Origin of the sequence: Burkholderia seminalis DSM 23518, assembly GCF_902832885.1 — a bacterium.
Classification (GTDB): Bacteria; Pseudomonadota; Gammaproteobacteria; order Burkholderiales; family Burkholderiaceae; genus Burkholderia; species Burkholderia seminalis.
The window spans coordinates 276,968-298,900 of sequence record NZ_CADFDK010000004.1; the positions used below are offsets into that span (position 1 = coordinate 276,968).

Here is a 21,933-nt window from a genome sequence, read left to right on the forward strand (position 1 = left end):
GTTTCCGGGAGGCAACGATGCAGGCAGCAGCGCAACACCGTATCGAGGACTGGCGGACGTTTTCGGCCGACGCGGCCATCGCGGCGGCGACGATCGGCGAGGGGGCGGTCGAGGTCGAATGGCGCGACGCGCGACGATCGCCGTTCCATTTCGACTGGCTGCGCGACAACTGCGCGTGTTCCGCATGCGTGCATGCGCTCACGCGTGAACAGGTGTTCGAGATTGCCGATGCGCGCGACGATTTGTCGGCGCTCGCCGTGCACGTCGAACCCGATGGTGCGCTGCATGTCGAGTGGAACGACGGGCATCGCAGCGCGTGGTCGCCGGGCTGGTTGCGGGCGCATGCATACGACGATGCGTCGCGCGCCGAGCGGCTGGCCGCGCACGAGCGGCACATCTGGGCCGGCGACGATGCGACGGCGATCGGCCTGTTCGCGTGGCGCGACGTGATGGAGGACGACGGTGCGCTGCTCGCGTGGCTCGCCGCGCTGCGGCGCACGGGGCTGACGCTCGTCGAAGGCGTGCCGGCCGAGCGCGGCCGCGTGGACGAGATCGCGCGTCGCGTCGGCCTGATCCGCGAAAGCAATTTCGGCGTGCTGTTCGACGTCGAATCGAAACCGCGCCCGGACAGCAATGCGTATACGTCGCTGAACCTGCCGCCGCATACCGACCTGCCGACACGCGAACTGCAGCCGGGCGTGCAGTTCCTGCATTGCCTGGCCAACGAGGCGACGGGCGGCGACAGCATCTTTCTCGACGGCTTCGCGCTCGCCGATGCGCTGCGGCGCGAGCATCCGGCCGATTTCGAACGACTGGCGTCGACGCCGTTCGAGTTCTGGAACAAGAGCGCGAACAGCGACTACCGCTGTTCGGCGCCGGTGATCGGGCTCGATGCGCGCGGCAACGTGACGGAGGTGCGTGTCGCGAACTTCCTGCGCGGGCCGCTCGATGCGCCGGCCGGCTCGGTCGCGGCCGTCTATCGCGCGTACCGGCGGTTCCTCGCGCTCGCGCGCGAGCCGCGTTTCCGCGTACACCGCCGGCTGCGGGCGGGCGACATGTGGGCGTTCGACAACCGACGCGTGCTGCATGCGCGCACGGCGTTCGATCCGTCGACCGGCCGCCGGCACCTGCAGGGCTGCTACGTCGATCGGGACGAGTTGCTGTCGCGGTGGCGCGTGCTGTCGCGCTCGGTGCCTGCCGCCGTTGCGGCGCGCTGATCGGCGCACGCGGTTTCTTTTCGCCTGCCCGCCGGGAAGGGAAAAAGCACCCGGACGCCAGGCGCCCGGGCGAAGCCACCCGCTGCCGGGAGGCGGAGGTATGCGTTTCACAAACAAGACGAGCCCCGCGAAGGGGCTCGTCCGGACTGCGTTGCTTCATCGCGCGACGCGCGGCGCCCGCCGGGGGCGCATCGGCTTACTGGCCGAAGAAGATCGAGTCGCGTGCGTTCGACGATGCGGCTGCCGGGGCGCCCGAGTGGACGAGCGGAGCCGGCTGGGCGCCGTAGCCGCTGGTGTCGGCACCATGAATACGCGCTTCGGCGCTCTGGATGTCGTTCGGGTAGTACGGGCTCGACACGCCCGGCTTGTAGCCGGCTTGTTCGAGCTGGACCAGTTCGCCACGCACCTGGGCGCGGGTCACGGTGCTTTGAGCGAATGCGCCGAACGAAGCGGACAGGGCGACAGCGGCGACGACTGCGGAAACGAGCGATTTCATGGTGACCTCCGGTGTTTTATTGAGTTCGCTCTCGACACCATGTCTTGAGCGATTGATCAAATCTTAGTCACCGGCGTGTTCAGGGTAAACGCTGATTTTGACGATAGATTGTTTCCGGCTCGGTAACAGTGGCGCGATGAATCAGTCTTTCAACGGGCTTTCTTTTCGACTTGCGCAATAAGTATGAAGAATATGGCGGGTAGCGTCGTGCGGTTCAGCGCGCTTCGGCCGCCGTGTCGAGCGGCCGGCCGGGCACGCATCCGGCGGGCGCGCCCGAACTGAGGAAGCGCACGCCTGTCGCGGCTTCCGACGCTTCCCACAGCAGCGCCGCCGAGGCGACGTCGCGCGCCGCGCGCGGCACGCTCGCGGGCGCCGGCAGCCCGCGCGACTCGAACCAGCCGGACGGCCCGATGTATGCGCCGCCCGCGAGATCGGGCGACGTGGCGGCATGGATCGCGGGCAGCGCGCCCTGGTCGGCCGGTTGCGCGAGATAGCGGTTCGCCGCGCGCATCAGCGCGGCGCGCGCGGGCGAACGGTCCATCGCGGGGCCCGCGAACTGCAGGTTGGTCGCCGCATAGCCGGGGTGCGCGGCCACGCTGATTCCCGCGAACGCCGCGCGCTCGAAACGGCGCTGCAGCTCGATCGCGAACACGAGGTTCGCGAGCTTGCTGTCGCAATAGGCGAGATAACGGTTGTAACGATGCTCGGCACGCAGGTCGTCGACGCGAATCCGGCCGCCGCGGTTGAAGCCGCTCGACATCGTCACGACGCGCGCCCGTCGCGCGGCGCGCAACGCGGGCAGCAGATGGCCGGTCAGCGCGAAATGGCCGAGGTGGTTGGTGCCGAACTGCATTTCGAAGCCGTCGTGCGTATGCCGCAGCGGCAGGAACATCACGCCGGCGTTGTTGCAGAGGATGTCGACGTGGCCGTGGCGTTCGGAGACGTCGCCCGCGAAGCGGGCGATCGAGGCGAGATCGGCAAGGTCGAGCGGATCGACCTCGACGCGGGCGTCGGGATGGAGCCGGCGGATCGCGTCGGCCGCCCGGGCGGCGCGCGCGGCGTCGCGGCAGCCCATCACGACCGTCGCGCCTTTCGCGGCCAGCGTTTCCGCGAGCTGCCAGCCGAGACCGCTGTTGGCACCGGTCACGACCGCGACCTTGCCGCCCTGCGCCGGGACGTGGCGCGCGCTCCATGCATGCATGTCTGTCTCCATCGGCACGGCCGACCGGCCGCGGCACGTAATCGTTACATTGCGTGGTGTAACGATAGTGCGGGCGGGCGTGACAGACAAGCGGGGGAATTAGACCGGCGCTTCTAGGGCGGGCGCAGTGCGTGGCGCGGCCAGCCCCGGCGCGCGGCCGGCAGGTTTTACCTGCTTCCGGCCAGCGCGAGCACCTCGGCGGCGGAGATCATCGCGGCCGCATTCGCGGGTGCCGGACGTTCGGCCGGGCGGAACACTTCGTCGCCGCGATGGATGACCTGGCGCGACAGCGCGCAGGTGCCGGTGCGTTGCGCGAAGCGGCGGCGCCAGCGCTGTTCACCGTAGTGACAGCGGCCGGGCTCGACCCAGCGGACGACGAGCAGCGTATCGGAACGTTCGAGGATTTCGACGTGGACGTCGGCGGGATCGAGCACAGGCAGGGATTTGGAGGCCTTCATTTTGCCGTTTCCTAAAGCTCGTGCGGTTTCGGCCTTGGCAGTGGATGTCACTACCCGATGGCGAATCCGTAGCGGTTTCCATGAGTGGTGCGCTAAATGTAAGCGTCTGTGACCGGAAAAAACATCCTGTCTGGCTCAAATTACCTTTTGCCGATTTAGAAACAATCCACGCTTATTTTCGTGGAAACCACAGACAAAAACGCCCCGGACGGGAAGTCCGGGGCGGAAAATCGGCCCGCGCACCGTGTCTGCTCGCCCAGTCACGGTGTCCATCGCCGGGGGACGGAGTGCCCGCAGGGATCGAAGGCGGGCGGAGAGGCGATGGGTGAAAAGCGCGGTCCGGCAACGCCATGATGGCGTGCTGATCCCGTTGAGACCCTGACGCGAACATGACTTTTTTGTCAGTTTGGCGAAGTAGCTGCGCGGGACGAGCCCGAAGATTCGGCTGAGAGGCCTGTCAGTATTGGGTTTGTACGATTTACGGGCGGGATTTTTAGGACTTGTCTTCGCCGGATTTTTCTTCGTCCGCCCGATTTCTCCGCCCGGGTAAATACTGAATCCCGATTTCGTGACAAACGCGCGATTGCTTTCTATGATTGGTTGGACCTTTAGTCCTTTGTGCCAATCGGCCGACGGGTGGCCGGTTTTTTCGGGAGACGTGCTCATGAGATTGCAGGGCAAACGCGCGCTGGTGACGGCGGCCGGGCAGGGCATTGGCCGCGCGACCGCGCTGCGGTTCGCGAGCGAGGGCGCCGACGTGCTGGCGACCGACATCAACGAAGCCGCGCTCGTGCGGCTCGAGGCCGACGCCGAACGCGCGGGCGCCCGGCTGGCCACGCGGCGGCTCGACGTCACCGGTGCGAACGACGTCGCGGCGCTCGCCGCGGGCGAACGTGCGTTCGACGTGCTGTTCAACTGCGCGGGCTACGTGCACCACGGCTCGATCCTCGACTGCGACGACGACGCGTGGGCGTTCTCGATGAACCTGAACGTCACGTCGATGTACCGGCTGATTCGCGCGCTGCTGCCCGCGATGCTCGAAGCCGGCGGCGCGTCGATCATCAACATGGCCTCGGCCGCGTCGAGCGTGAAGGGCGTGCCGAACCGCTTCGTCTACGGCACGTCCAAGGCGGCCGTGATCGGGCTGACCAAGGCGGTCGCCGCCGATTTCGTCGAGCGCGGCATCCGCTGCAACGCGATCTGCCCGGGCACGATCGAATCGCCGTCGCTGGAGCAGCGCATCGCGGACCAGGCGCGCACGCGCCACGTGTCGACCGACGAGGTGCGCCAGGCATTCGTCGCGCGTCAGCCGATCGGCCGCATCGGCCGCGCCGACGAAGTGGCCGCGCTCGCGCTGTACCTCGCGTCCGACGAAGCGTCGTTCACGACCGGCGCGATCCACCTGATCGACGGCGGCTGGTCAAACTGACCGTCTCAAACTGACCGCGCCTTCCCATTCACTTTCCGTTTCCGTTCCGACGACGCTATGAAACTGCTCAGATTTGGCGACAAACACCATGAAAAACCGGGCCTGCTCGATGCGCAGGGCCACCTTCGCGACCTGTCCGGCGTGATCGACGACATCGCCGGCGATGCGCTGACCCCCGCGTCGCTCGCGCGGCTGCGCGACATTCCGCCGTCGTCGCTGCCGCGCGTCGAGGGCGCGCCGCGGATCGGCGCGTGCGTCGGCCGCGTCGGCAAGTTCATCTGCATCGGGCTCAACTATTCGGACCACGCGGCCGAGTCGGGCATGGAGGTGCCGAAGGAGCCCGTCGTGTTCGGCAAGTGGACGAGCGCGATCTCGGGCCCGAACGATGACGTCGAGATCCCGCGAGGCTCGCGGAAGACCGACTGGGAAGTCGAGCTCGGCGTGGTGATCGGCCAGGGCGGCCGCTACATCGACGAAGCCGATGCGCTGTCGCACGTGGCCGGCTACTGCGTCGTGAACGACGTGTCGGAACGCGAATACCAGCTCGAACGCGGCGGCACGTGGGACAAGGGCAAGGGCAACGACACGTTCGGCCCGCTTGGGCCGTGGCTCGTGACGGCCGACGAAGTGCCCGATCCGCACGCGCTGCGGCTGTGGCTCGACGTCGACGGCCACCGCTACCAGAACGGCACGACCGCGACGATGGTGTTCCGCGTGCCGCACCTGATCAGCTACCTGAGCCGCTTCATGAGCCTGCAGCCGGGCGACGTGATCTCGACCGGCACGCCGCCGGGCGTCGGCCTCGGGCAGAAGCCGCCCGTCTATCTGCGCGCCGGACAGGTGATCACGCTCGGCATCGACGGGCTCGGCGAGCAGCGCCAGCGCACCGTGCAGGCCTGATCTCCTTTTACGGACGGTTCGTCATGCCTATCATTCGATCGATGCGCGTCCTCGACGTGCGCTTCCCGACCTCGCGCCAGCTCGACGGTTCCGATGCGATGAATCCGGACCCCGATTATTCGGCGGCCTACGTCGTCCTCGAAACCGATCGCGACGGGCTCGAGGGGCACGGGCTCACGTTCACCATCGGGCGCGGCAACGAAATCTGCTGCGCGGCGATCGACGCGATGCGTCACCTCGTCGTCGGCCTCGACCTCGACTGGATTCGCGAGGACATGGGCCGCTTCTGGCGTCACGTGACGTCGGACAGCCAGTTGCGCTGGATCGGCCCCGACAAGGGCGCGATCCACCTCGCGACCGGCGCCGTCGTCAACGCGGTGTGGGATCTGTGGGCGAAGGCCGTCGGCAAGCCGCTGTGGCGGCTCGTCGCCGACATGAGCCCCGAGGAACTGGTACGCACGATCGACTTCCGCTACCTGACCGACTGCCTGACGCCGGATGAAGCGCTCGAACTGCTGCGCCGGCAGGCGCCCGGCAAGGCCGCGCGGATCGCGGCGCTCGAGCGCGACGGCTACCCGTGCTACACGACGTCGGCCGGCTGGCTCGGCTACAGCGACGACAAGCTGCGCCGGCTGTGCCGCGAGGCGGTGGACGCCGGTTTCGACCATGTGAAGCTGAAGGTCGGCGCGAACCTCGAGGACGACATCCGCCGCGTGACGATCGCGCGCGAAGTGATCGGACCCGATCGCAAGCTGATGATCGACGCGAACCAGGTGTGGGAAGTCGACGAGGCGATCGACTGGGTGCGCGAGCTCGCGTTCGCGCGGCCGTGGTTCATCGAGGAGCCGACCAGCCCCGACGACGTCGAAGGGCATCGCAAGATCCGCAAGGCGATCGCGCCCGTGCAGGTCGCGACCGGCGAGATGTGCCAGAACCGCGTGCTGTTCAAGCAGTTCATCGCGCGCGGCGCGATCGACGTCGTGCAGATCGATGCGTGCCGGCTCGGCGGCGTGAACGAGATTCTCGCGGTGATGCTGATGGCCGCGAAGTACGGGCTGCCCGTATGCCCGCATGCGGGCGGCGTCGGGCTGTGCGAGTACGTGCAGCACCTGTCGATGATCGACTACGTGTGCATTTCCGGCACGAAGGAAGGGCGCGTGACCGAGTACGTCGATCACCTGCACGAGCATTTCGTCGAGCCGTGCATCGTGCGCGGCGCGGCGTACCTGCCGCCGACGGCACCCGGCTTCTCGATCGAGATGAAGCCCGAATCGCTGGAGCAGTACCGGTTCCGCGGCTGACACGCATCGAGCGTGCCGACAACATGAACGACGGAGACGCGAAGTGGATCTGAATCTGCAGGACAAGGTCGTGATCGTGACCGGCGGTGCGTCGGGCATCGGCGCCGCGATCTCGATGCGGCTGGCCGGCGAAGGCGCGATACCGGTGGTGTTCGCGCGGCACGCGCCCGACGACGCGTTCTGGCGCGCGCTCACGCGCGAGCAGCCGAACGCCGCGTGCGTGTCGGTCGAATTGCAGGACGATGCGCAGTGCCGCGACGCGGTCGCGCGGACCGTCGCGCGATTCGGCCGGCTCGACGCGCTCGTCAACAACGCCGGCGTCAACGACAGCATCGGGCTCGATGCGGGGCGCGACGCGTTCGTCGCGTCGCTCGAACGCAATCTGGTCCACTACTACGTGATGGCGCATTACTGCGTGCCGCACCTGAAGGCGGCGCGCGGCGCGATCGTCAACATCTCGTCGAAGACGGCCGTGACCGGGCAGGGCAACACGAGCGGCTACTGCGCGTCGAAGGGCGCGCAGCTCGCGCTGACGCGCGAATGGGCCGTCGCGTTGCGCGACGACGGCGTGCGCGTGAACGCGGTGATCCCGGCCGAGGTAATGACGCCGCTGTACCGGAAATGGATCGACGGCTTCGACGATCCGGAGACGAAGCTCGCGGCGATCGCGGGCAAGGTGCCGCTCGGCCGGCGCTTCACGACGGCCGACGAGATCGCCGACACGACGGTGTTCCTGCTGTCGGAGCGCGCGTCGCACACGACGGGCCAGTGGCTGTTCGTCGACGGCGGCTATACGCATCTCGACCGTGCGATCAGCTGAGGGCCGCGAGCGATGCAACCCGACCTCCACCCGAACCTCGCGCCGCCGCTGATTGCATTGACCGGCATCGGCAAGCGCTTCCCGGGCGTGCAGGCGCTCGATGATTGCCGCTTCGACCTGCGCGCGGGCGAAGTGCATGCGCTGATGGGCGAGAACGGCGCCGGCAAGTCGACGCTGATGAAGATCCTCGCGGGCGTGTACCCGCGCGACGACGGCGAGATCCGGATGGACGGCCATCCGGTCGAGATCGCCGATCCGCGCGCCGCGCAGGCGCTCGGGATCGGCATCATTCATCAGGAACTGAACCTGATGAATCACCTGAGCGTCGCGCAGAACATCTTCATCGGCCGCGAGCCGCGCGGCCGTCTCGGCGTGTTCGTCGACGAAGACAAGCTGAATCGCGATGCCGCCGCGATCTTCCGGCGGATGCGGCTCGATCTCGATCCGCGCACGCCGGTCGGCCGGCTGACGGTCGCGAAGCAGCAGATGGTCGAGATCGCGAAGGCGCTGTCGTTCGATTCGCGCGTGCTGATCATGGACGAGCCGACCGCCGCGCTGAACAACGCGGAGATCGGCGAGTTGTTCCGCATCATCCGCGACCTGCGGGCGAACGGCGTCGGCATCGTCTACATCTCGCACAAGATGGACGAACTGCGCCAGATCGCCGATCGCGTGACCGTGATGCGCGACGGCAAGTACGTCGCGACCGTGCCGATGGCCGGCACGTCGATGGAGACGATCATTTCGATGATGGTCGGACGCCAGCTCGAAACGGAAACCCGCACGCCGCCCGATACGTCGTCGAACGACGTGGCGCTCGAGGTGCGCGGGCTGTCGCGCGGGCGTGCGATCCGCGATGTCGGCTTCACGCTGCGGCGCGGCGAGATCCTCGGCTTCGCGGGGCTGATGGGCGCGGGCCGCACCGAGGTCGCGCGCGCGGTGTTCGGCGCGGACCCGATCGATGCCGGTGAAATTCGCGTGCACGGCCGCACCGTGACGATCCGCACGCCGGCCGACGCGGTGAGGCACGGGATCGGCTACCTGTCCGAGGATCGCAAGCACTTCGGGCTCGCGGTCGGCATGGACGTGCAGAACAACGTCGCGCTGGCGAGCATGCGCCGCTTCTTGCATCGCGGTGCGTTCCTGGATGCGCGCAAGATGCGCGACACCGCGCAGTCGTACGTGCGGCGGCTCGCGATCCGCACGCCGTCGGTCACGCAGCCCGCGCGGCTGCTGTCGGGCGGCAACCAGCAGAAGATCGTGATCGCGAAATGGCTGCTGCGCGACTGCGACATCCTGTTCTTCGACGAGCCGACGCGCGGCATCGACGTCGGCGCGAAAAGCGAGATCTACAAGCTGCTCGACGCGCTCGCCGCCGACGGCAAGGCGATCGTGATGATCTCGTCGGAACTGCCCGAGGTGCTGCGCATGAGCCACCGGATTCTCGTGATGTGCGAAGGGCGCGTGACCGGCGAATTGCGTGCGGCCGACGCCACGCAGGAGAAGATCATGCATCTCGCGACGCAGCGCGAGTCGACCGTATTGTCCTGATTCAGACGCTTACCATGTCCAACGATACGCATCCCGTCCCGCCCCTCGCTTCCGGCGACACGCCGGCCGCCGCGCCCGGTTTTCGCGCGCGCTTCTTCAACCCCGCCGCGCGCCAGAAGCTGCTCGCGTTCGCGAGCCTCGTGCTGCTGATCGTGTTCTTCAGCTTCGGTTCGCCGAACTTTCTCGAAGTCGACAACCTCGTGTCGATCCTGCAGGCCACCGCGGTCAATGGCGTGCTCGCCGTCGCCTGCACGTACGTGATCATCACGTCGGGCATCGACCTGTCGGTCGGCACGCTGATGACGTTCTGCGCGGTGATGGCCGGCGTCGTGCTGACGAAATGGGGGATGCCGCTGCCGTTCGGCATCCTGGCCGCGTTGTGCTTCGGCGCGTTGTCGGGCTGCGTGTCGGGGTTCGTGATCGCGAAGATGAAGGTGCCGCCGTTCATCGCGACGCTCGGCATGATGATGCTGCTCAAGGGCCTGTCGCTCGTGATCTCGGGCACGCGGCCGATCTACTTCAACGACACGCCGGGCTTCACGTCGATCGCGCAGGACTCGCTGATCGGCAACCTGATCCCCGCGCTGCCGATTCCGAACGCGGTGCTGATCCTGTTTCTCGTCGCGATCGGCGCGTCGATCGTGCTGAACCGGACGATCTTCGGCCGCTACACGTTCGCGCTCGGCAGCAACGAGGAAGCGCTGCGGCTGTCCGGCGTGAACGTCGATGCGTGGAAGATCGCCGTCTACACGTTCAGCGGCGCGGTGTGCGGGATCGCCGGCCTGCTGATCGCGTCGCGGCTGAACTCCGCGCAGCCGGCGCTCGGGCAGGGTTACGAGCTCGATGCGATCGCGGCCGTCGTGATCGGCGGCACGTCGCTGTCGGGCGGCGCGGGCAGCATCGTCGGCACCATCATCGGCGCGTTCATCATGAGCGTGCTGACCAACGGCCTGCGCATCATGTCGGTCGCGCAGGAATGGCAGACGGTCGTGACCGGCGTGATCATCATCCTCGCCGTGTACGTCGACATCCTGCGCCGGCGCCGCCGCTGACGCACGCCTGCACGCAGGCATCCGCTTCACCGCCGGCCCGGCCGGCGTCCAGAAGAATCCAACCAAGGAGACGCGAAGTGATCAGGAGCAAGGTGTTGAACGCGATCGTCGGGCTGACGTTCGCCGTCGGCGTCACGGCCGGCGCGCAGGCGCAGGAAGCCTATATCCCGCTGATCTCGAAAGGCTTCCAGCATCAGTTCTGGCAGGCCGTGAAGTCGGGCGCCGTGCAGGCCGCGAAGGACTACAAGGTGAAGGTGACGTTCGAGGGGCCGGAAACCGAGGCGATGGTCGACAAGCAGATCGACATGCTGTCGGCCGCGATCGCGAAGAAGCCGGCCGCGCTCGGCTTCGCGGCGCTCGACAGCAAGGCCGCGCTGCCGCTGCTGAAGAAGGCGCAGGCCGAGAAGATCCCGGTGATCGCGTTCGACTCGGGCGTCGACAGCGACATCCCGGTGACGACCGCCGCGACCAACAACAAGGCGGCCGCCGCGCTCGCCGCCGACAAGCTCGCCGCGCTGATCGGCGACGAAGGCGAGGTGGCCGTGGTCGCGCACGACCAGACGAGCCGTACCGGCATCGACCGCCGCGACGGTTTTCTCGAGCGGATGAAGGCGGCGCACCCGAAGGTGCAGGTCGTGACCGTGCAGTACGGCGAAGGCGACCAGCTGAAGTCGACCGAGGTGACGAAGTCGATCCTGCAGGCGTATCCGAAGCTCAAGGGGCTGTTCGGCACCAACGAAGGATCGGCGATCGGCGTGGTCAACGGCGTGCGCGAGATGAAGCGCAAGGTCGTGATCGTCGGCTACGATTCCGGCAAGCAGCAGAAGGACGCGATCCGCAGCGGGCTGATGGCCGGCGCGATCACGCAGAACCCGATCGGGATCGGCTACAAGACCGTCGAGGCGGCCGTGAAGGCGATCAAGGGCGAGAAGCTGCCGAAGGTCATCGACACCGGTTTCTACTGGTACGACAAGACCAATATCGACGATCCGAAGATCGCGGCGGTGTTGTACGACTGAGCGTTGCGCGCGAGCGGCGGCGATGACGCGCGCCGCCGCGACAGCGGCGACTGAACACGAGGGCACCATGGGCGCAGTGCGCATCGATTCCCATCAGCACTTCTGGCGTTATCGCGCGGCCGACTATCCGTGGATCGGCCCCGGGATGGGCGTGCTCGCACGCGACTACCTGCCCGACGTGCTGTGGCCGCAGATGCATGCGCAGGCGCTCGGCGCGTCGATCGCGGTGCAGGCGCGCGCCGGGCGCGACGAGACGGCGTTCCTGCTCGATCTCGCGCGCGACGACGCCCGCATCGCGGCGGTGGTCGGCTGGGAGGATCTCGGCGCGCCCGGGCTGGCCGAGCGGGTCGCCGCGTGGGGCAGCGCGAAGCTGCGCGGCTTTCGTCATCAGGTGCAGGACGAAGCCGACGTGGCCGCATTCGTCGCCGATCCCGGTTTCAATCGGGGCATCGCGTGGCTGCAGGCGAATGGTTACGTGTACGACGTGCTCGTGTTCGAGCGCCAGTTGCCGGACGTGCGCGCGTTCTGCGCGACGCACGATGCGCACTGGCTCGTGCTCGATCATGCCGGCAAGCCGGCGCTCACCGAGTTCGAGCGGGACGACACGGCGCTCGCACGCTGGCGCGCGTCGCTGCGCGAGCTGGGCGCGTTGCCGCACGTGGCATGCAAGCTGTCGGGGCTCGTGACCGAGGCGGACTGGCGGCGCGGCCTGCGCGCGCGGGACATCCGGCACATCGAGCAGTGCCTCGACGCGGCGCTCGACGCGTTCGGGCCGCAGCGGCTGATGTTCGGGTCGGACTGGCCCGTGTGCCTGCTGGCGGCCTCGTATGACGAAGTGGCGTCGCTCGTCGAACGCTGGGCCGAATCGCGGCTGTCGGCGGCCGAGCGCAACGCGCTGTGGGGCGGCACGGCCGCGCGTTGTTACGCGGTGCCGGGCGATGTGAGGCGCGGCATATAAAATAGGCGCGAACGGTCTGTGCGATTCGTCAGACCGTCCGGAACGAAACCGATTACCGGCGTCAACGTATGTCCATCCAGCCGATTCAGAACCGCCGCCTCTACCAGCAGATCGCCGACAAGCTCAGTGCGATGATCGAGTCCGGCGATTTTCCGCCGGGCAGCTATCTGCCGCCCGAGCGCGAACTGGCCGAGCAGTTCGGCGTGTCGCGCACGTCGGTGCGCGAGGCGCTGATCGCGCTCGAAGTGAGCGGGCTCGTCAGCGTGCGCGTCGGCGACGGCGTGAAGGTGCGTCATCCCGAAGCGGTCGCGGCGCCGGAGCCCGCGCCCGAACCCGCATCCCGTGCGACGGTCGCGCCGTTCTCGATCGTCGAGATCGATCCCGAACTCGGCATCGCGCTCGACCTCGATACCGAGGTCCCGCCGTTCGCGCTGTTGCAGGCGCGCCGGCTGATCGAACCGGAAGCGGCATCGCTCGCGGCAAAGCACGGCTCGGACGCGCAGATCGAAGGGATTCACGAAGCGTTCCTGCGCAACCAGGAAGACAACCGCAGCGGCTCGCTCACGCACCCGGGCGACCGGCTGTTCCATATCCGCATCGCGGAAGCGAGCGACAACGCCGCGTATGCGCTGATGATCAAGCAGCTGCTCGCGCACAAGTACGACCTGATGTTCCAGCGGCTGCAGTCGCTGTACATGCCGAACGACATGCCGCACCGTTCGGAGCTGGAACACCGCGCGATCCTCGACGCGATCCGCGCGCGCGATCCCGACGCCGCGCGCCGCGCGATGGCCGAGCACCTCGACGAAGTCATCCGGATCTTCGGCCGCGCGCTCGACTGAGCGCGCGGTGACGGGTCATCTGTTCAGAAACGATCGGCGCGATACGGCGCCGGATCGGTGAACGGCGCTTCGCCCGTCATCATCTCGGCCAGCAGGCGGCCGGTGACGGGGCCGAGCGTGAGCCCGTGGTGGTTGTGGCCGAACGCGAACCACAGGCCGCGATGCGCGGGCGCGGGGCCGATCACCGGGCGCATGTCCGGCGTGCACGGCCGGAAGCCGAGCCACGGCTGCGGGTCGAGCCGTTCGCCGAAACCGAACACGGGCCGCGCGACGCGTTCCGCGCGTTCGAGCTGCACGCCGGTCGGCGGCACGCGGCGCCGCGCGATCTCGACCCCCGTCGTCAGCCGCAGCCCGCGCCGCATCGGCGCGATCACGTAGCCGTATTCGCGATCGACGATCGGCGCCGACGGCACGCCGCGCGCGGACGGCGCGTAGTGCATGTGATAACCGCGCTTCTCGCGCAGCGGGATCTTGTAGCCGAACTTGCCGAACACGATGTCGGACCACGGGCCGAGCGCGACGACGACGGCCGGTGCGGCGGCCGGGCCGTCCTGCGTGTGAACCTGCCAGCCGGGCGACAGTGCGTCGAGGCTGGCGGCGTCGCCGCCGAGCAGCGTGCCGCCGCCCTGCACGAACAGTTGCGCATACGCTTTGACGAGCGCGGACGGATCGACGACGCTTTTCGGATCGAGCCAGTGCAGCGCGCCGCAGAAGCCGGGTGCGAGGCTCGGCTCGTGCGCGTGCAGCGCGGCCGCGTCGAGCGGCGTGATGCCGAGCCCGTGGCGGCGCGCGGTGAGGCCGGCCTCGGCCACGCCGCGTTCGAAGGCGGCCGGCGTTCGGAACGCTTCCAGCCAGCCGGTCGCGCGGATCAGTTCGCCGGCGCCGGCCCGCGCGATCAGCGCGTCGTGCTCGACGATGCAGCGCTCGATCAGCGGCAGCATGTCGCGCGAAGCGGCCGCGTGGCGCAGCGGCGCCGATTCCCACCAGAACCGTGCGAGCCATGGCGCGAACGCGGGCAGCGATGCGCTGTGCCAGTAGAGATCGGTCGAGCGGTTCAGCGCATAACGCATGAGCGTGAACGGGCTGCGCGGGAACGGATACGGCTCGACCGACGAGCGTTCGATCAGCCCGGCGTTGCCGAAGCTCGTGCCTTCGCCGGGCGCGCCGCGATCGACAAGGGCAACCTTGCGTCCGCGATCCTGCAGATGCAGCGCGGCGGACACGCCGACGATGCCGGCGCCGAGAACGATTACGTCGAAATCCATCGATGGTGAAGGGCGGTTGGCGGGGCAGGGGGCGTGGTGTCGCGATCGTCGTGCCGCCGCGTGTTGGAGAACGTTCGATGTACAAGCATACTCGCCGCGGCGTGAAGGACCAAGCCGGCGGCGGTGCCGATACGCGGAACGTGGCCCGTGCACGATGATTCGCGATCGTCGCGGCGAGGCGGGCAGCATGGGTCGACGACTCGGCCACTCGTGTCGTGCCGACGATTGCCGACGGCGATTCCGCGAAGGCGAAAGCGGCCCGCGCACGTACGATCGAGGCGTCGTATTCGATGGCGCACAAGGTCACATCCGCTGGAGCCGATCAACATCATCGTGTGCACGCGTAACGGCGGCACTCCCGCGCATCGCGTGACGCTGCACGAACGCGTGTCGGGCCGCAGTTTCGGTGCGCACGAATCGACGTACTGGCTGTTCGAGGCGGCATGGTGTGCGGTGAAGGCGAGCAGGCCCGTGAAGCTGATGAACAGTCGCAAGGACGGCGCGGTGAAGATGGAGAGGCTCACGTGCGTGGCCGACTGCGGGAGCGCGGTGTCGCCGGCCGGGGGCGACGAGTAATGGTACGGCGGGCTGATGTGGGGGCTCGGCCATGCGACGGTCGATCGCATCGATTTCCGGCACGGCCGCGTGCTGCAGTCGAACTTCGACACGTATCGCGTGATGCGGATGAGCGACATGCCAGAGACCGACATTCACATCGTGCCGGGCGGCGTCGGCGAGCTGTCGAGCCCGGCGGTGACGCCGGCGATTGCGAATGCGGGGTTCAGGCTGACGGGGACGCGCCTGCGGGAGACGCCGTTCGATTTGTCGGCGATCGCATAGCGCGCATGAACGTATGAAGTTTGCCGCCCGCGGGCATCCAATCCGCTGACCAATCTACCGGCGTCGACACCGGATCGACGCCGGTCATCGCCTTCGCTCGCATCGTCGTGACGCAGTACCGATTCCGCATACTTTCCGACGTTTTATCGGGTGTTTCCCACTGCTTGGTCATCCGAATTTTTACCTAAGATGAAGCCATCATGCGCGTAATTCGGTGCCTGCACGCGCATGGGAAGAGGCGAGGGGCAGCGCCGGAGCGACGCCAGCGGATGTTGCCATCATGGATGCGAAAGTGTGCGCGTCGGCTGTCGGTCTCGCGACTGCAGCGACGTCAGCGGGCGCGGCGCCCATCGCCGCGCGGACGGTGTCCGGCCGTCTCGGCCGAGCCGCTTCGTTGCGCCACGCGCTGTTCGCAATCGTTTGCTGGTTGGGCGCGGCACCCGCCGTGCTCGCAGGGGCGCCCGTCGATACCGACGTTCCGGTCGATCCCATGCACCTCGCCGCCGCCGCAAGCCCTGCCGATCATGTCGATCACGCCGACCCGGCCCATTCCTCACACGACTCCGCCGTGCGCCAGGTCGTGCTCGGCATCGTCAGCTTCACGCGCTGGCCGACCACGCCCGTTCGCCTGCATCTGTGCGTCACGGGCCGGCCCGACTACGCGCGCGGCCTGACCGACACGCTGGAGGCCGGCTCGACGCTGGTCGACGTGCAGCGCGTACGTCCCGACGATCCGGCGCTCGGCATCGCATGCGACATCGTCTACCTCGGCACGCTGAGCAACGACGAACGCGCGCGGGTGAGAACCGCGGTGGCCGGTCATCCGGTGCTGACGATCTCGGAACACGATCCGTCCTGCACCGCGGGCGGCATGTTCTGCCTGAGTGTCGACGGCGATCGCGTGTCGTTCGACATCAATCTCGACGCCGTCGCGCGCAGCGGCGTGCGCGTGCACCCGAACGTGCTCAACCTCGCCCGGCGGCCGGTGACGCCATGACACGGTCCGCGCTCCCCGTTTCCGCTTCCCGCATGCCGCGCCCGACGCTGCAAAGCGTGCTGCGTCGGGCGCACCTGCGCCTCGCGTTCATCGCGGTGACGATGGCGGCCGTGTCGTTGATCGTCGTCGCCGTGATCGCGTTGCGCGCGTACGCGGGCAACAACCTGAACCTGCTCGCGCGCTCGCTCGGTTACACGGTCGAGGCGGCGCTCGTGTTCGGCGATCGCGTCGCGGCGAACGAGGCGATCGGATTGATCGCCAGCGACGAGGATGTCGCACAGGTGGTCGTCACGGACAGCAAGGGACAACTGTTCGCGACGTGGCAATTGCCTGCCGGCAACGGCATCGCGCGGCTCGAACGCGCCGTGGCGGATGCGGCGCTGCCCGGGCCGGTGACCGTCCCGGTGCTGCACGACGGCATCATTGTCGGACACGTCGTCGTGCGCGGGCGCGGCCATCAGTTCTTCGGCTTCCTGCTTGGCGGCGTGGGCGGCATTCTCGGCTGCCTGGCCGTCAGCGTGTTCGGCGCGTATGTCAGCTCGAAGCGTCTGCTGCGCAACATCGTTTCGCCGCTGCGCGCGCTGGCGGGCGTCGCTCACGCGGTGCGGCGCGAGCGCGCCTTTGCGCGGCGCGTCGAACCGGTGGCGATCGCCGAACTGAACCAGCTCGGCGACGACTTCAATGCATTGCTCGACGAATTCGAGGACTGGCAGAACACGCTGCGCGACGAGAACGCGTCGCTCGAGCACAAGGCGACGCACGATGCGCTCACGGGGCTGCCCAACCGCGCGCAGTTCGAATCGCGCCTCGCGCTTGCGCTGTGCGACGCGACTTTGACGGGGCAGCGGGTTGCCGTCCTGTATCTCGACTGCGACCGCTTCAAGGAAATCAACGATTGTCTCGGCCACGATGCCGGCGACGCGGTGCTGGTCGGCATCGCGTCGCGGCTGCGTACGCAGGTGCGCGAGGCCGATCTCGTCGCCCGTCTGGGCGGCGACGAATTTGCGGTGATGCTGGCGGCGGTGCCCGAAGCGGGCAGCGTATGCCGGATCGCCGACGGGATTTTGTCCGGCATGGCGCCGTCGATCGAGCTGTCCGACGGCCGCATGGTGGCCACCATGATGAGTGCCGGCGTTGCGCTGTATCCCGATCACGCGTCGGACGCGAGCGGCCTGCTGCGGGCGGCGGATGCCGCGATGTACCGCGCCAAGCGTGCGCGGCCGGGCTCCTGGCAATTGGCGGAGGGGGTGGTCGGATCGGCTTGAGGATGAACGTTTCGCGCCGCGGGCGAGGCCGCGGCAGCGATTGACAAGAAGCGCGTTCAACAAGGGCGCACTCGAAGGGGATGCGAAATGAACCACTCGTTTCCTGTAAGCATGGAGCGGCTGTGCGTGGGAAGCGCATTGCTGCTGGGCATGCTGCTGGGGGGGCTGCAAGACGCCGCCGCCGCCGCTTCATCGCGGGCTGACGCAGACGCAGGTCACGGCGCTGAAATCAGCCGGGTTCCAGGAGACTGGACAGGGGTTCGAGTTCGGGTCCACCGGGCCCATTCTGTTTGATTTCGACCGGTACAACCTCAAGCCGGACGTGCGGCGGATCGTCGAACGGATCGGGCGGACGCTGCGGTCGTCGGGGATCAACGGCGTGCGGGTGTATGGCTACTCGGATGACAGCGGGACGGAGAAATACGATCTCGAGTTGTCGAAGCGGCGGGCGGAGGTGGTGGCCGCCGAGCTGGTCGACGTCGGGCTGGATGCGAAGCAGATCGCGATCGCGGGGAAAGGGAAGCGTGATCCGGTAGGGGATAACCGGACGCCGGCCGGGCGGGCGCAGAATCGGCGGGCGGCGATTGTGATTTCGCCGAGGTGACGGGCATCGTTGTTCTGCGTGAAGCGCGATGCCGGCAGGCAAGACAGTCCGCGTTGGCACGCTACGCACGCGTAGCGGAATGGCGCTGTATCGCCAGTTCCAGTCGTCAGCTCGAACCAACGCGCGGCGACTTGGGCAACCGCTGTTGCTTCAGCGCCGACCTGAACCATGCGTTGGTCGCCGCGAGGATCAGGTGCCGTAGATGTTTTCGCAGAGCGCGACACTCGCGCCCAGCTTCCGGGACAGATCGGCGGCCGCATCCAGTTGCGGTCGATCCAGCTCGCCCGACTCGTATGCGGCGCTGAGACGAGACGCAGGACCGGAAAGCGTCAGTGCCGCCATGAACTTGTCGCCGGCGCCGAAGATCGGCACCGCGAACGCTGCCGTGTGCACGTCGCGCGCACCCGCGGTGAAGAGGGGCAGCGCAGGCGGCTTGTCATAGATCGGTTCGCCGAGTCCCCAGAAGCGGATCACCTGGCTGATGGCCGTGTCGTCGAGCGGCAGCATCGTCCCCGCGAGCCGCGTTTCACGCAGGCCTTCGGACGGCTCGGCCCGAAACAGGCAAAGCCGCTGCCCGCTGTCGTGCACGTAGTACGATGCGCTTTCCTTCGTCAGCGCGGCCAGCGCGTGCAGCGCCGGTTCAACCACCGTGGACAGATGGAACGACTGCTCGTACAGCTTGCCGAGGTACAGCACACGATGTCCCAGCGAATAGTTGCCGGATTGCGCTCGCACGACATAGCCCATTCGCTCCAGCGAGTTCATCAGCCGATAGACCGTCGTCTTGTGCATGCCGGATGCCTGCGACAGCATCGCGAGTGACTGCGATTCGGCACCGGGCTTGAAGCAGTCCAGCAGCGAAAGCGCCTTTTCCACGGCAACGACCCCTTCATTTCCCATCTCTTCTCTCCTGTCGACATGCAACACGGATTGTACAGAGTAAAATGATGGTTTACCACGTAAAAGGGTAAACGCCAGTGCCATGATGCTCGCCCTCTGGTTATAGTGATTTCACTATGTACACCACTGTTGTACAGAGTACAACGCACAACCCGAGGTCGAATCATGAGCAAGCCACCCGTCAGCACTTCCCCGATCATTCGCGACATCGAACGCGTGTCGCCCGAACTCGTTCAGGCCGCCGCCCGCTATCAAGCGGCGATCCTGGCCGACGTCGCCGGCCGCCGCGGCACCGTGCATGGCCGCGTGCGGCCGCTGTCGCCGAAGATGAAGGTCGCCGGCCCCGCGATCACGGTCGAAGTCCGCGTGGGCGACAACCTGGCGATCCATGCGGCGCTCGCCGTCGCGAAGCCGGGCGACGTCGTCGTGGTCGACGGCAAGGGCGACATCTCGTGCGCGCTGCTCGGCGAAATCATGGCGGCGCAGGCGAAGGCGAGCGGCATCGCCGGCATCATCATCGATGGCGCGGTGCGCGATGCGCATGAACTGGCCAACGGCGACTATCCGATCTTCTCGGCCGGCCTCAATCCGTGCGGCCCGACCAAAAGTGTCGCGGGGCGCGTGAATGCGCCGATCTCGCTGGGCGGCACGGCGGTCAATCCGGGCGACCTGGTGGTCGGCGACGCCGACGGCGTCGTCGTCGTTGCGCGCGCCGACGTCGCGCGCATCGTCGATCTGGCGCAGAAAAAGCTCGATGCCGAAACGGCGCGTATCGCGGCGATCCACAAGGGCGACGTTCGTCCGGGCTGGATCGAGAAGGAACTGCGCGCAGCCGGCATGCTGGCCGAAGGCGAGGCGCTGTGATGCAGACCGCTTCGCATAAGCCCGTCGTCCTCGTGACCGCCGCCGACCTTGCGGCTCAAGCGCTCGACATGCTCACGCAGTTCGACGTCGTGTTCGCCGGCAAGCAGCCGACCGAAGACGACATCGTCGCGCTCTGCATCGCGCACAAGCCGGTCGCGATCATCGTCCGGTACGGCAAGATCAACGCGCGCATCATGGACGCCGCCGAAAACCTGCAGGTGATTTCGAAGCACGGCAGCGGCATCGACGTGATCGATCAGGACGCCGCCGCCGCACGCGGCATCGCGGTGCGTGCCGCGGTCGGCGCGAATGCGGCCGCCGTCGCCGAGCACGCATGGGCGCTGCTGCTCGCGTGTGCGAAGTCGGTTCCGCAGCTCGATTCCCGCATGCGCGAAGGCCATTGGGACAAGTCGACGCACAAGTCCGTCGAACTCGACGGCCGCACGCTCGGCCTCGTCGGGCTTGGCGCGATCGGCCGGCGCGTGGCCGCGATCGGCGCGGCGTTCGGCATGAAGGTTGTCGCGTTCGATCCGTTCGCGAAGGAAGTGCCCGCCGGTGTGAAGCGGGTGCCGCTCGACACGCTGTACGCGGAGTCGGACGTCGTGTCGCTGCATTGTCCGTTGACGGCCGACAACCGCCGGATGCTCGACCGCGACACGCTCGCGCGTTTCAAGCGCGGCGCGATCCTCGTCAATACCGCCCGCGGCGGCTTGATCGACGAAGCCGCGCTTGCCGACGCACTGACGAGCGGCCACTTGCGCGCGGCCGGGCTCGACAGCTTCGACGTGGAACCGATGACGGTGCCGCACCCGTTCCAGCAGATCCCCAACGCGATTCTGTCTCCGCATGTCGGCGGCGTGAGCGATGCCGCCTACGTGAACATGGGCAAGGGCGCGGCCGCCAACCTCCTCGCGGTGCTGGACGAACGCGCGCACAGCGCGGCTTGAACCCTGGACATCGAGGTACGCATGTTTTATCTGACGAGTCCCGACGTGCGCGAAGCCGAAGTCTTCACGCGCATGCCGGAGAAGTTTCGCAAGCCGGACGTCCGCACGGAATGGGCGCGCGCGAATCGCGGCGGAATGGTCACGGATTCCTTTCTCGAAGGGCCGGTCTGGGATCCGGACGGTTACCTGTTCGTTACCGACATTCCGCACGGGCGCATCTTCCGCATTTCACCGTCAGGTGACTGGGAACTCGTCGCCGAATACGACGGCGAGCCCAACGGGATGAAGCGCTTCGATGCATCGCATCTGATCATCACCGACTACCGGAACGGCGTGATGCTGCTCGATATCGAGCGCGGTGAAGTCCGCCCGTATCTCGAGCGCCGCAACACCGAGCGCTTCAAGGGCGTGAACGACCTGACGTTCGACTCGGCCGGCAACCTCTATTTCACCGACCAGGGGCAGACCGGACTGCACGATCCGACGGGCCGCGTGTACCGGCTGTCGCCCGACGGCAAGCTCGACATGCTGCTCGATACCTGCCCGAGCCCGAACGGGCTCGTCCTGTCGCGCGACGAGAAGGTGCTGTTCGTCGCGATGACGCGCGGCAATGCCGTGTGGCGCATGCCGCTGCAGGCCGACGGCTCGGTCACGAAGGTCAGCCAGTTCTTCACGTCCTACGGACCGAGCGGCCCCGACGGCCTCACCGTCGATCTCGATGGCCGCCTGTTCGTCGCGAATCCGGGGCTCGGCCGCGTGTGGGTGCTCAACCACTGCGCGGAGCCCGTCGAGATCCTGACCGGACCGAAAGGCGCGTCGCTCACGAGCGTGTGCTTCGGCGGCCCGGACATGAAGACGCTTTTCATCACCGAAGCGACGTCGGGTTCCATCCTGAAAGCGGACATGACCGTTGCCGGCCCGCTGCCGAAACAGGCAGCGAAGCAGGACTGAGACCACGAGCCGGGAAGCCGCGCGTCGGCTTCCCGCCCGCATGCCGAAAGATCGCG

20 protein-coding genes and 2 pseudogenes are annotated in these 21,933 nt (G+C 67.6%); 17 read left to right on the plus strand and 5 right to left on the minus strand.

Annotated features, from left to right (window positions below; translation table 11 throughout):
- Nucleotides 1-17 precede the first annotated feature (17 nt).
- Entirely contained in the window at nucleotides 18-1,217 is a 1,200-nt protein-coding gene (locus tag HWX00_RS15430) for a TauD/TfdA family dioxygenase (protein WP_059556890.1), read from the plus strand.
- Nucleotides 1,218-1,413: 196 nt separating this feature from the next.
- Here HWX00_RS15430 and HWX00_RS15435 read toward each other — a convergent pair whose 3' ends face one another.
- From HWX00_RS15435 to HWX00_RS15445, 3 genes are all read right to left on the minus strand, one after another.
- A complete protein-coding gene (locus tag HWX00_RS15435) occupies nucleotides 1,414-1,713 on the minus strand; it encodes a DUF4148 domain-containing protein (RefSeq protein ID WP_034186124.1) in 300 nt (99 codons plus the stop codon).
- A gap of 214 nt (nucleotides 1,714-1,927) precedes the next feature.
- Nucleotides 1,928-2,914: an oxidoreductase gene (locus HWX00_RS15440; protein WP_175026775.1), complete on the minus strand. Its 987-nt coding sequence runs from the start codon at nucleotides 2,912-2,914 to the stop codon at nucleotides 1,928-1,930.
- Nucleotides 2,915-3,081: 167 nt separating this feature from the next.
- Nucleotides 3,082-3,372: a DUF3331 domain-containing protein gene (locus tag HWX00_RS15445; protein ID WP_034186125.1), complete on the minus strand. Its 291-nt coding sequence runs from the start codon at nucleotides 3,370-3,372 to the stop codon at nucleotides 3,082-3,084.
- Nucleotides 3,373-4,036: 664 nt separating this feature from the next.
- Between HWX00_RS15445 and HWX00_RS15450 the strand changes: the two genes are divergently transcribed.
- From HWX00_RS15450 to HWX00_RS15490, 9 genes are all read left to right on the plus strand, one after another.
- Nucleotides 4,037-4,801, plus strand: coding sequence for an SDR family oxidoreductase (locus tag HWX00_RS15450; protein ID WP_175026776.1), 765 nt, complete (start codon nucleotides 4,037-4,039; stop codon nucleotides 4,799-4,801).
- A gap of 57 nt (nucleotides 4,802-4,858) precedes the next feature.
- Nucleotides 4,859-5,701: an ureidoglycolate lyase gene (locus HWX00_RS15455; protein ID WP_034186127.1), complete on the plus strand. Its 843-nt coding sequence runs from the start codon at nucleotides 4,859-4,861 to the stop codon at nucleotides 5,699-5,701.
- A gap of 23 nt (nucleotides 5,702-5,724) precedes the next feature.
- Nucleotides 5,725-7,002 (plus strand): L-fuconate dehydratase, encoded by a 1,278-nt coding sequence (locus HWX00_RS15460; RefSeq protein WP_049028840.1) that lies wholly within the window; start codon nucleotides 5,725-5,727, stop codon nucleotides 7,000-7,002.
- Nucleotides 7,003-7,045: 43 nt separating this feature from the next.
- Nucleotides 7,046-7,822 (plus strand): SDR family oxidoreductase, encoded by a 777-nt coding sequence (locus tag HWX00_RS15465; RefSeq protein WP_175026777.1) that lies wholly within the window; start codon nucleotides 7,046-7,048, stop codon nucleotides 7,820-7,822.
- Nucleotides 7,823-7,834: 12 nt separating this feature from the next.
- A complete protein-coding gene (locus HWX00_RS15470) occupies nucleotides 7,835-9,373 on the plus strand; it encodes a sugar ABC transporter ATP-binding protein (protein WP_175026778.1) in 1,539 nt (512 codons plus the stop codon).
- A 14-nt stretch (nucleotides 9,374-9,387) separates the two neighbouring features.
- Nucleotides 9,388-10,425, plus strand: coding sequence for an ABC transporter permease (locus HWX00_RS15475; protein WP_034186131.1), 1,038 nt, complete (start codon nucleotides 9,388-9,390; stop codon nucleotides 10,423-10,425).
- Between the two features lie 77 nt (nucleotides 10,426-10,502).
- The gene (locus HWX00_RS15480; RefSeq protein WP_049029304.1) at nucleotides 10,503-11,444 is read left to right on the plus strand and encodes an ABC transporter substrate-binding protein; all 942 of its coding nucleotides are present in this window, start codon (nucleotides 10,503-10,505) and stop codon (nucleotides 11,442-11,444) included.
- Nucleotides 11,445-11,511: 67 nt separating this feature from the next.
- The gene (locus HWX00_RS15485) at nucleotides 11,512-12,402 is read left to right on the plus strand and encodes an L-fucono-1,5-lactonase (protein WP_175026779.1); all 891 of its coding nucleotides are present in this window, start codon (nucleotides 11,512-11,514) and stop codon (nucleotides 12,400-12,402) included.
- 68 nt (nucleotides 12,403-12,470) lie between these two features.
- Nucleotides 12,471-13,244 (plus strand): FadR/GntR family transcriptional regulator, encoded by a 774-nt coding sequence (locus HWX00_RS15490; protein ID WP_175026780.1) that lies wholly within the window; start codon nucleotides 12,471-12,473, stop codon nucleotides 13,242-13,244.
- 23 nt (nucleotides 13,245-13,267) lie between these two features.
- On the opposite strand, the gene HWX00_RS15495 is transcribed toward HWX00_RS15490, so the two are convergent.
- Nucleotides 13,268-14,509, minus strand: a complete 1,242-nt coding sequence (locus HWX00_RS15495; protein WP_059556886.1) for an NAD(P)/FAD-dependent oxidoreductase — start codon at nucleotides 14,507-14,509, stop codon at nucleotides 13,268-13,270.
- Between the two features lie 167 nt (nucleotides 14,510-14,676).
- On the opposite strand from HWX00_RS15495, the pseudogene HWX00_RS15500 reads away from it, so the two are divergent.
- The 4 genes and pseudogenes from HWX00_RS15500 to yfiB form a co-directional block, all read left to right on the plus strand.
- A pseudogene (locus HWX00_RS15500) lies at nucleotides 14,677-15,349 on the plus strand (molybdopterin cofactor-binding domain-containing protein); the annotation flags it as partial.
- Between the two features lie 280 nt (nucleotides 15,350-15,629).
- The gene (gene yfiR, locus HWX00_RS15505) at nucleotides 15,630-16,346 is read left to right on the plus strand and encodes a regulatory sequestration protein YfiR (RefSeq protein WP_049028291.1); all 717 of its coding nucleotides are present in this window, start codon (nucleotides 15,630-15,632) and stop codon (nucleotides 16,344-16,346) included.
- Nucleotides 16,343-17,611 (plus strand): diguanylate cyclase DgcN/YfiN, encoded by a 1,269-nt coding sequence (dgcN, locus tag HWX00_RS15510; protein WP_034186138.1) that lies wholly within the window; start codon nucleotides 16,343-16,345, stop codon nucleotides 17,609-17,611. Before yfiR ends, dgcN begins: the two co-directional genes overlap by 4 nt.
- 87 nt (nucleotides 17,612-17,698) lie before the next feature.
- Nucleotides 17,699-18,215 (plus strand): annotated as a pseudogene (yfiB, locus tag HWX00_RS15515) (outer membrane lipoprotein YfiB).
- A 189-nt stretch (nucleotides 18,216-18,404) separates the two neighbouring features.
- Here the strand turns inward: yfiB and HWX00_RS15520 are convergent.
- Nucleotides 18,405-19,115, minus strand: coding sequence for an IclR family transcriptional regulator (locus HWX00_RS15520; RefSeq protein ID WP_034186140.1), 711 nt, complete (start codon nucleotides 19,113-19,115; stop codon nucleotides 18,405-18,407).
- Nucleotides 19,116-19,280: 165 nt separating this feature from the next.
- On the opposite strand from HWX00_RS15520, the gene HWX00_RS15525 reads away from it, so the two are divergent.
- Genes HWX00_RS15525 through HWX00_RS15535 form a run of 3 tightly spaced genes read left to right on the plus strand, consistent with a single transcriptional unit; the run spans nucleotide 19,281 to nucleotide 21,877 of the window.
- Nucleotides 19,281-19,979, plus strand: coding sequence for an RraA family protein (locus HWX00_RS15525; protein WP_034186141.1), 699 nt, complete (start codon nucleotides 19,281-19,283; stop codon nucleotides 19,977-19,979).
- Complete coding sequence (locus HWX00_RS15530) at nucleotides 19,979-20,926, plus strand: hydroxyacid dehydrogenase (RefSeq protein WP_175026781.1); 948 nt, start codon at nucleotides 19,979-19,981, stop codon at nucleotides 20,924-20,926. The genes HWX00_RS15525 and HWX00_RS15530 overlap by 1 nt, the downstream gene beginning before the upstream one ends.
- A 21-nt stretch (nucleotides 20,927-20,947) precedes the next feature.
- Complete coding sequence (locus HWX00_RS15535) at nucleotides 20,948-21,877, plus strand: SMP-30/gluconolactonase/LRE family protein (protein WP_175026782.1); 930 nt, start codon at nucleotides 20,948-20,950, stop codon at nucleotides 21,875-21,877.
- Nucleotides 21,878-21,933: the final 56 nt, after the last annotated feature.

What these genes read in the sequence shown, in the direction of transcription:
- HWX00_RS15530 (WP_175026781.1), top strand. Translation starts at nt 19,979, where the DNA reads ATGCAGACCGCTTCGCATAAGCCCGTCGTCCTCGTGACCGCCGCCGAC.
- HWX00_RS15445 (WP_034186125.1), bottom strand. Translation starts at nt 3,372, where the DNA reads ATGAAGGCCTCCAAATCCCTGCCTGTGCTCGATCCCGCCGACGTCCAC.
- HWX00_RS15535 (WP_175026782.1), top strand. Translation starts at nt 20,948, where the DNA reads ATGTTTTATCTGACGAGTCCCGACGTGCGCGAAGCCGAAGTCTTCACG.
- dgcN (WP_034186138.1), top strand. Translation starts at nt 16,343, where the DNA reads ATGACACGGTCCGCGCTCCCCGTTTCCGCTTCCCGCATGCCGCGCCCG.
- HWX00_RS15435 (WP_034186124.1), bottom strand. Translation starts at nt 1,713, where the DNA reads ATGAAATCGCTCGTTTCCGCAGTCGTCGCCGCTGTCGCCCTGTCCGCT.
- HWX00_RS15485 (WP_175026779.1), top strand. Translation starts at nt 11,512, where the DNA reads ATGGGCGCAGTGCGCATCGATTCCCATCAGCACTTCTGGCGTTATCGC.
- HWX00_RS15450 (WP_175026776.1), top strand. Translation starts at nt 4,037, where the DNA reads ATGAGATTGCAGGGCAAACGCGCGCTGGTGACGGCGGCCGGGCAGGGC.
- HWX00_RS15520 (WP_034186140.1), bottom strand. Translation starts at nt 19,115, where the DNA reads ATGGGAAATGAAGGGGTCGTTGCCGTGGAAAAGGCGCTTTCGCTGCTG.
- HWX00_RS15525 (WP_034186141.1), top strand. Translation starts at nt 19,281, where the DNA reads ATGAGCAAGCCACCCGTCAGCACTTCCCCGATCATTCGCGACATCGAA.
- yfiR (WP_049028291.1), top strand. Translation starts at nt 15,630, where the DNA reads ATGGATGCGAAAGTGTGCGCGTCGGCTGTCGGTCTCGCGACTGCAGCG.
- HWX00_RS15490 (WP_175026780.1), top strand. Translation starts at nt 12,471, where the DNA reads ATGTCCATCCAGCCGATTCAGAACCGCCGCCTCTACCAGCAGATCGCC.
- HWX00_RS15430 (WP_059556890.1), top strand. Translation starts at nt 18, where the DNA reads ATGCAGGCAGCAGCGCAACACCGTATCGAGGACTGGCGGACGTTTTCG.
- HWX00_RS15440 (WP_175026775.1), bottom strand. Translation starts at nt 2,914, where the DNA reads ATGCATGCATGGAGCGCGCGCCACGTCCCGGCGCAGGGCGGCAAGGTC.
- HWX00_RS15470 (WP_175026778.1), top strand. Translation starts at nt 7,835, where the DNA reads ATGCAACCCGACCTCCACCCGAACCTCGCGCCGCCGCTGATTGCATTG.
- HWX00_RS15495 (WP_059556886.1), bottom strand. Translation starts at nt 14,509, where the DNA reads ATGGATTTCGACGTAATCGTTCTCGGCGCCGGCATCGTCGGCGTGTCC.
- HWX00_RS15460 (WP_049028840.1), top strand. Translation starts at nt 5,725, where the DNA reads ATGCCTATCATTCGATCGATGCGCGTCCTCGACGTGCGCTTCCCGACC.
- HWX00_RS15455 (WP_034186127.1), top strand. Translation starts at nt 4,859, where the DNA reads ATGAAACTGCTCAGATTTGGCGACAAACACCATGAAAAACCGGGCCTG.
- HWX00_RS15475 (WP_034186131.1), top strand. Translation starts at nt 9,388, where the DNA reads ATGTCCAACGATACGCATCCCGTCCCGCCCCTCGCTTCCGGCGACACG.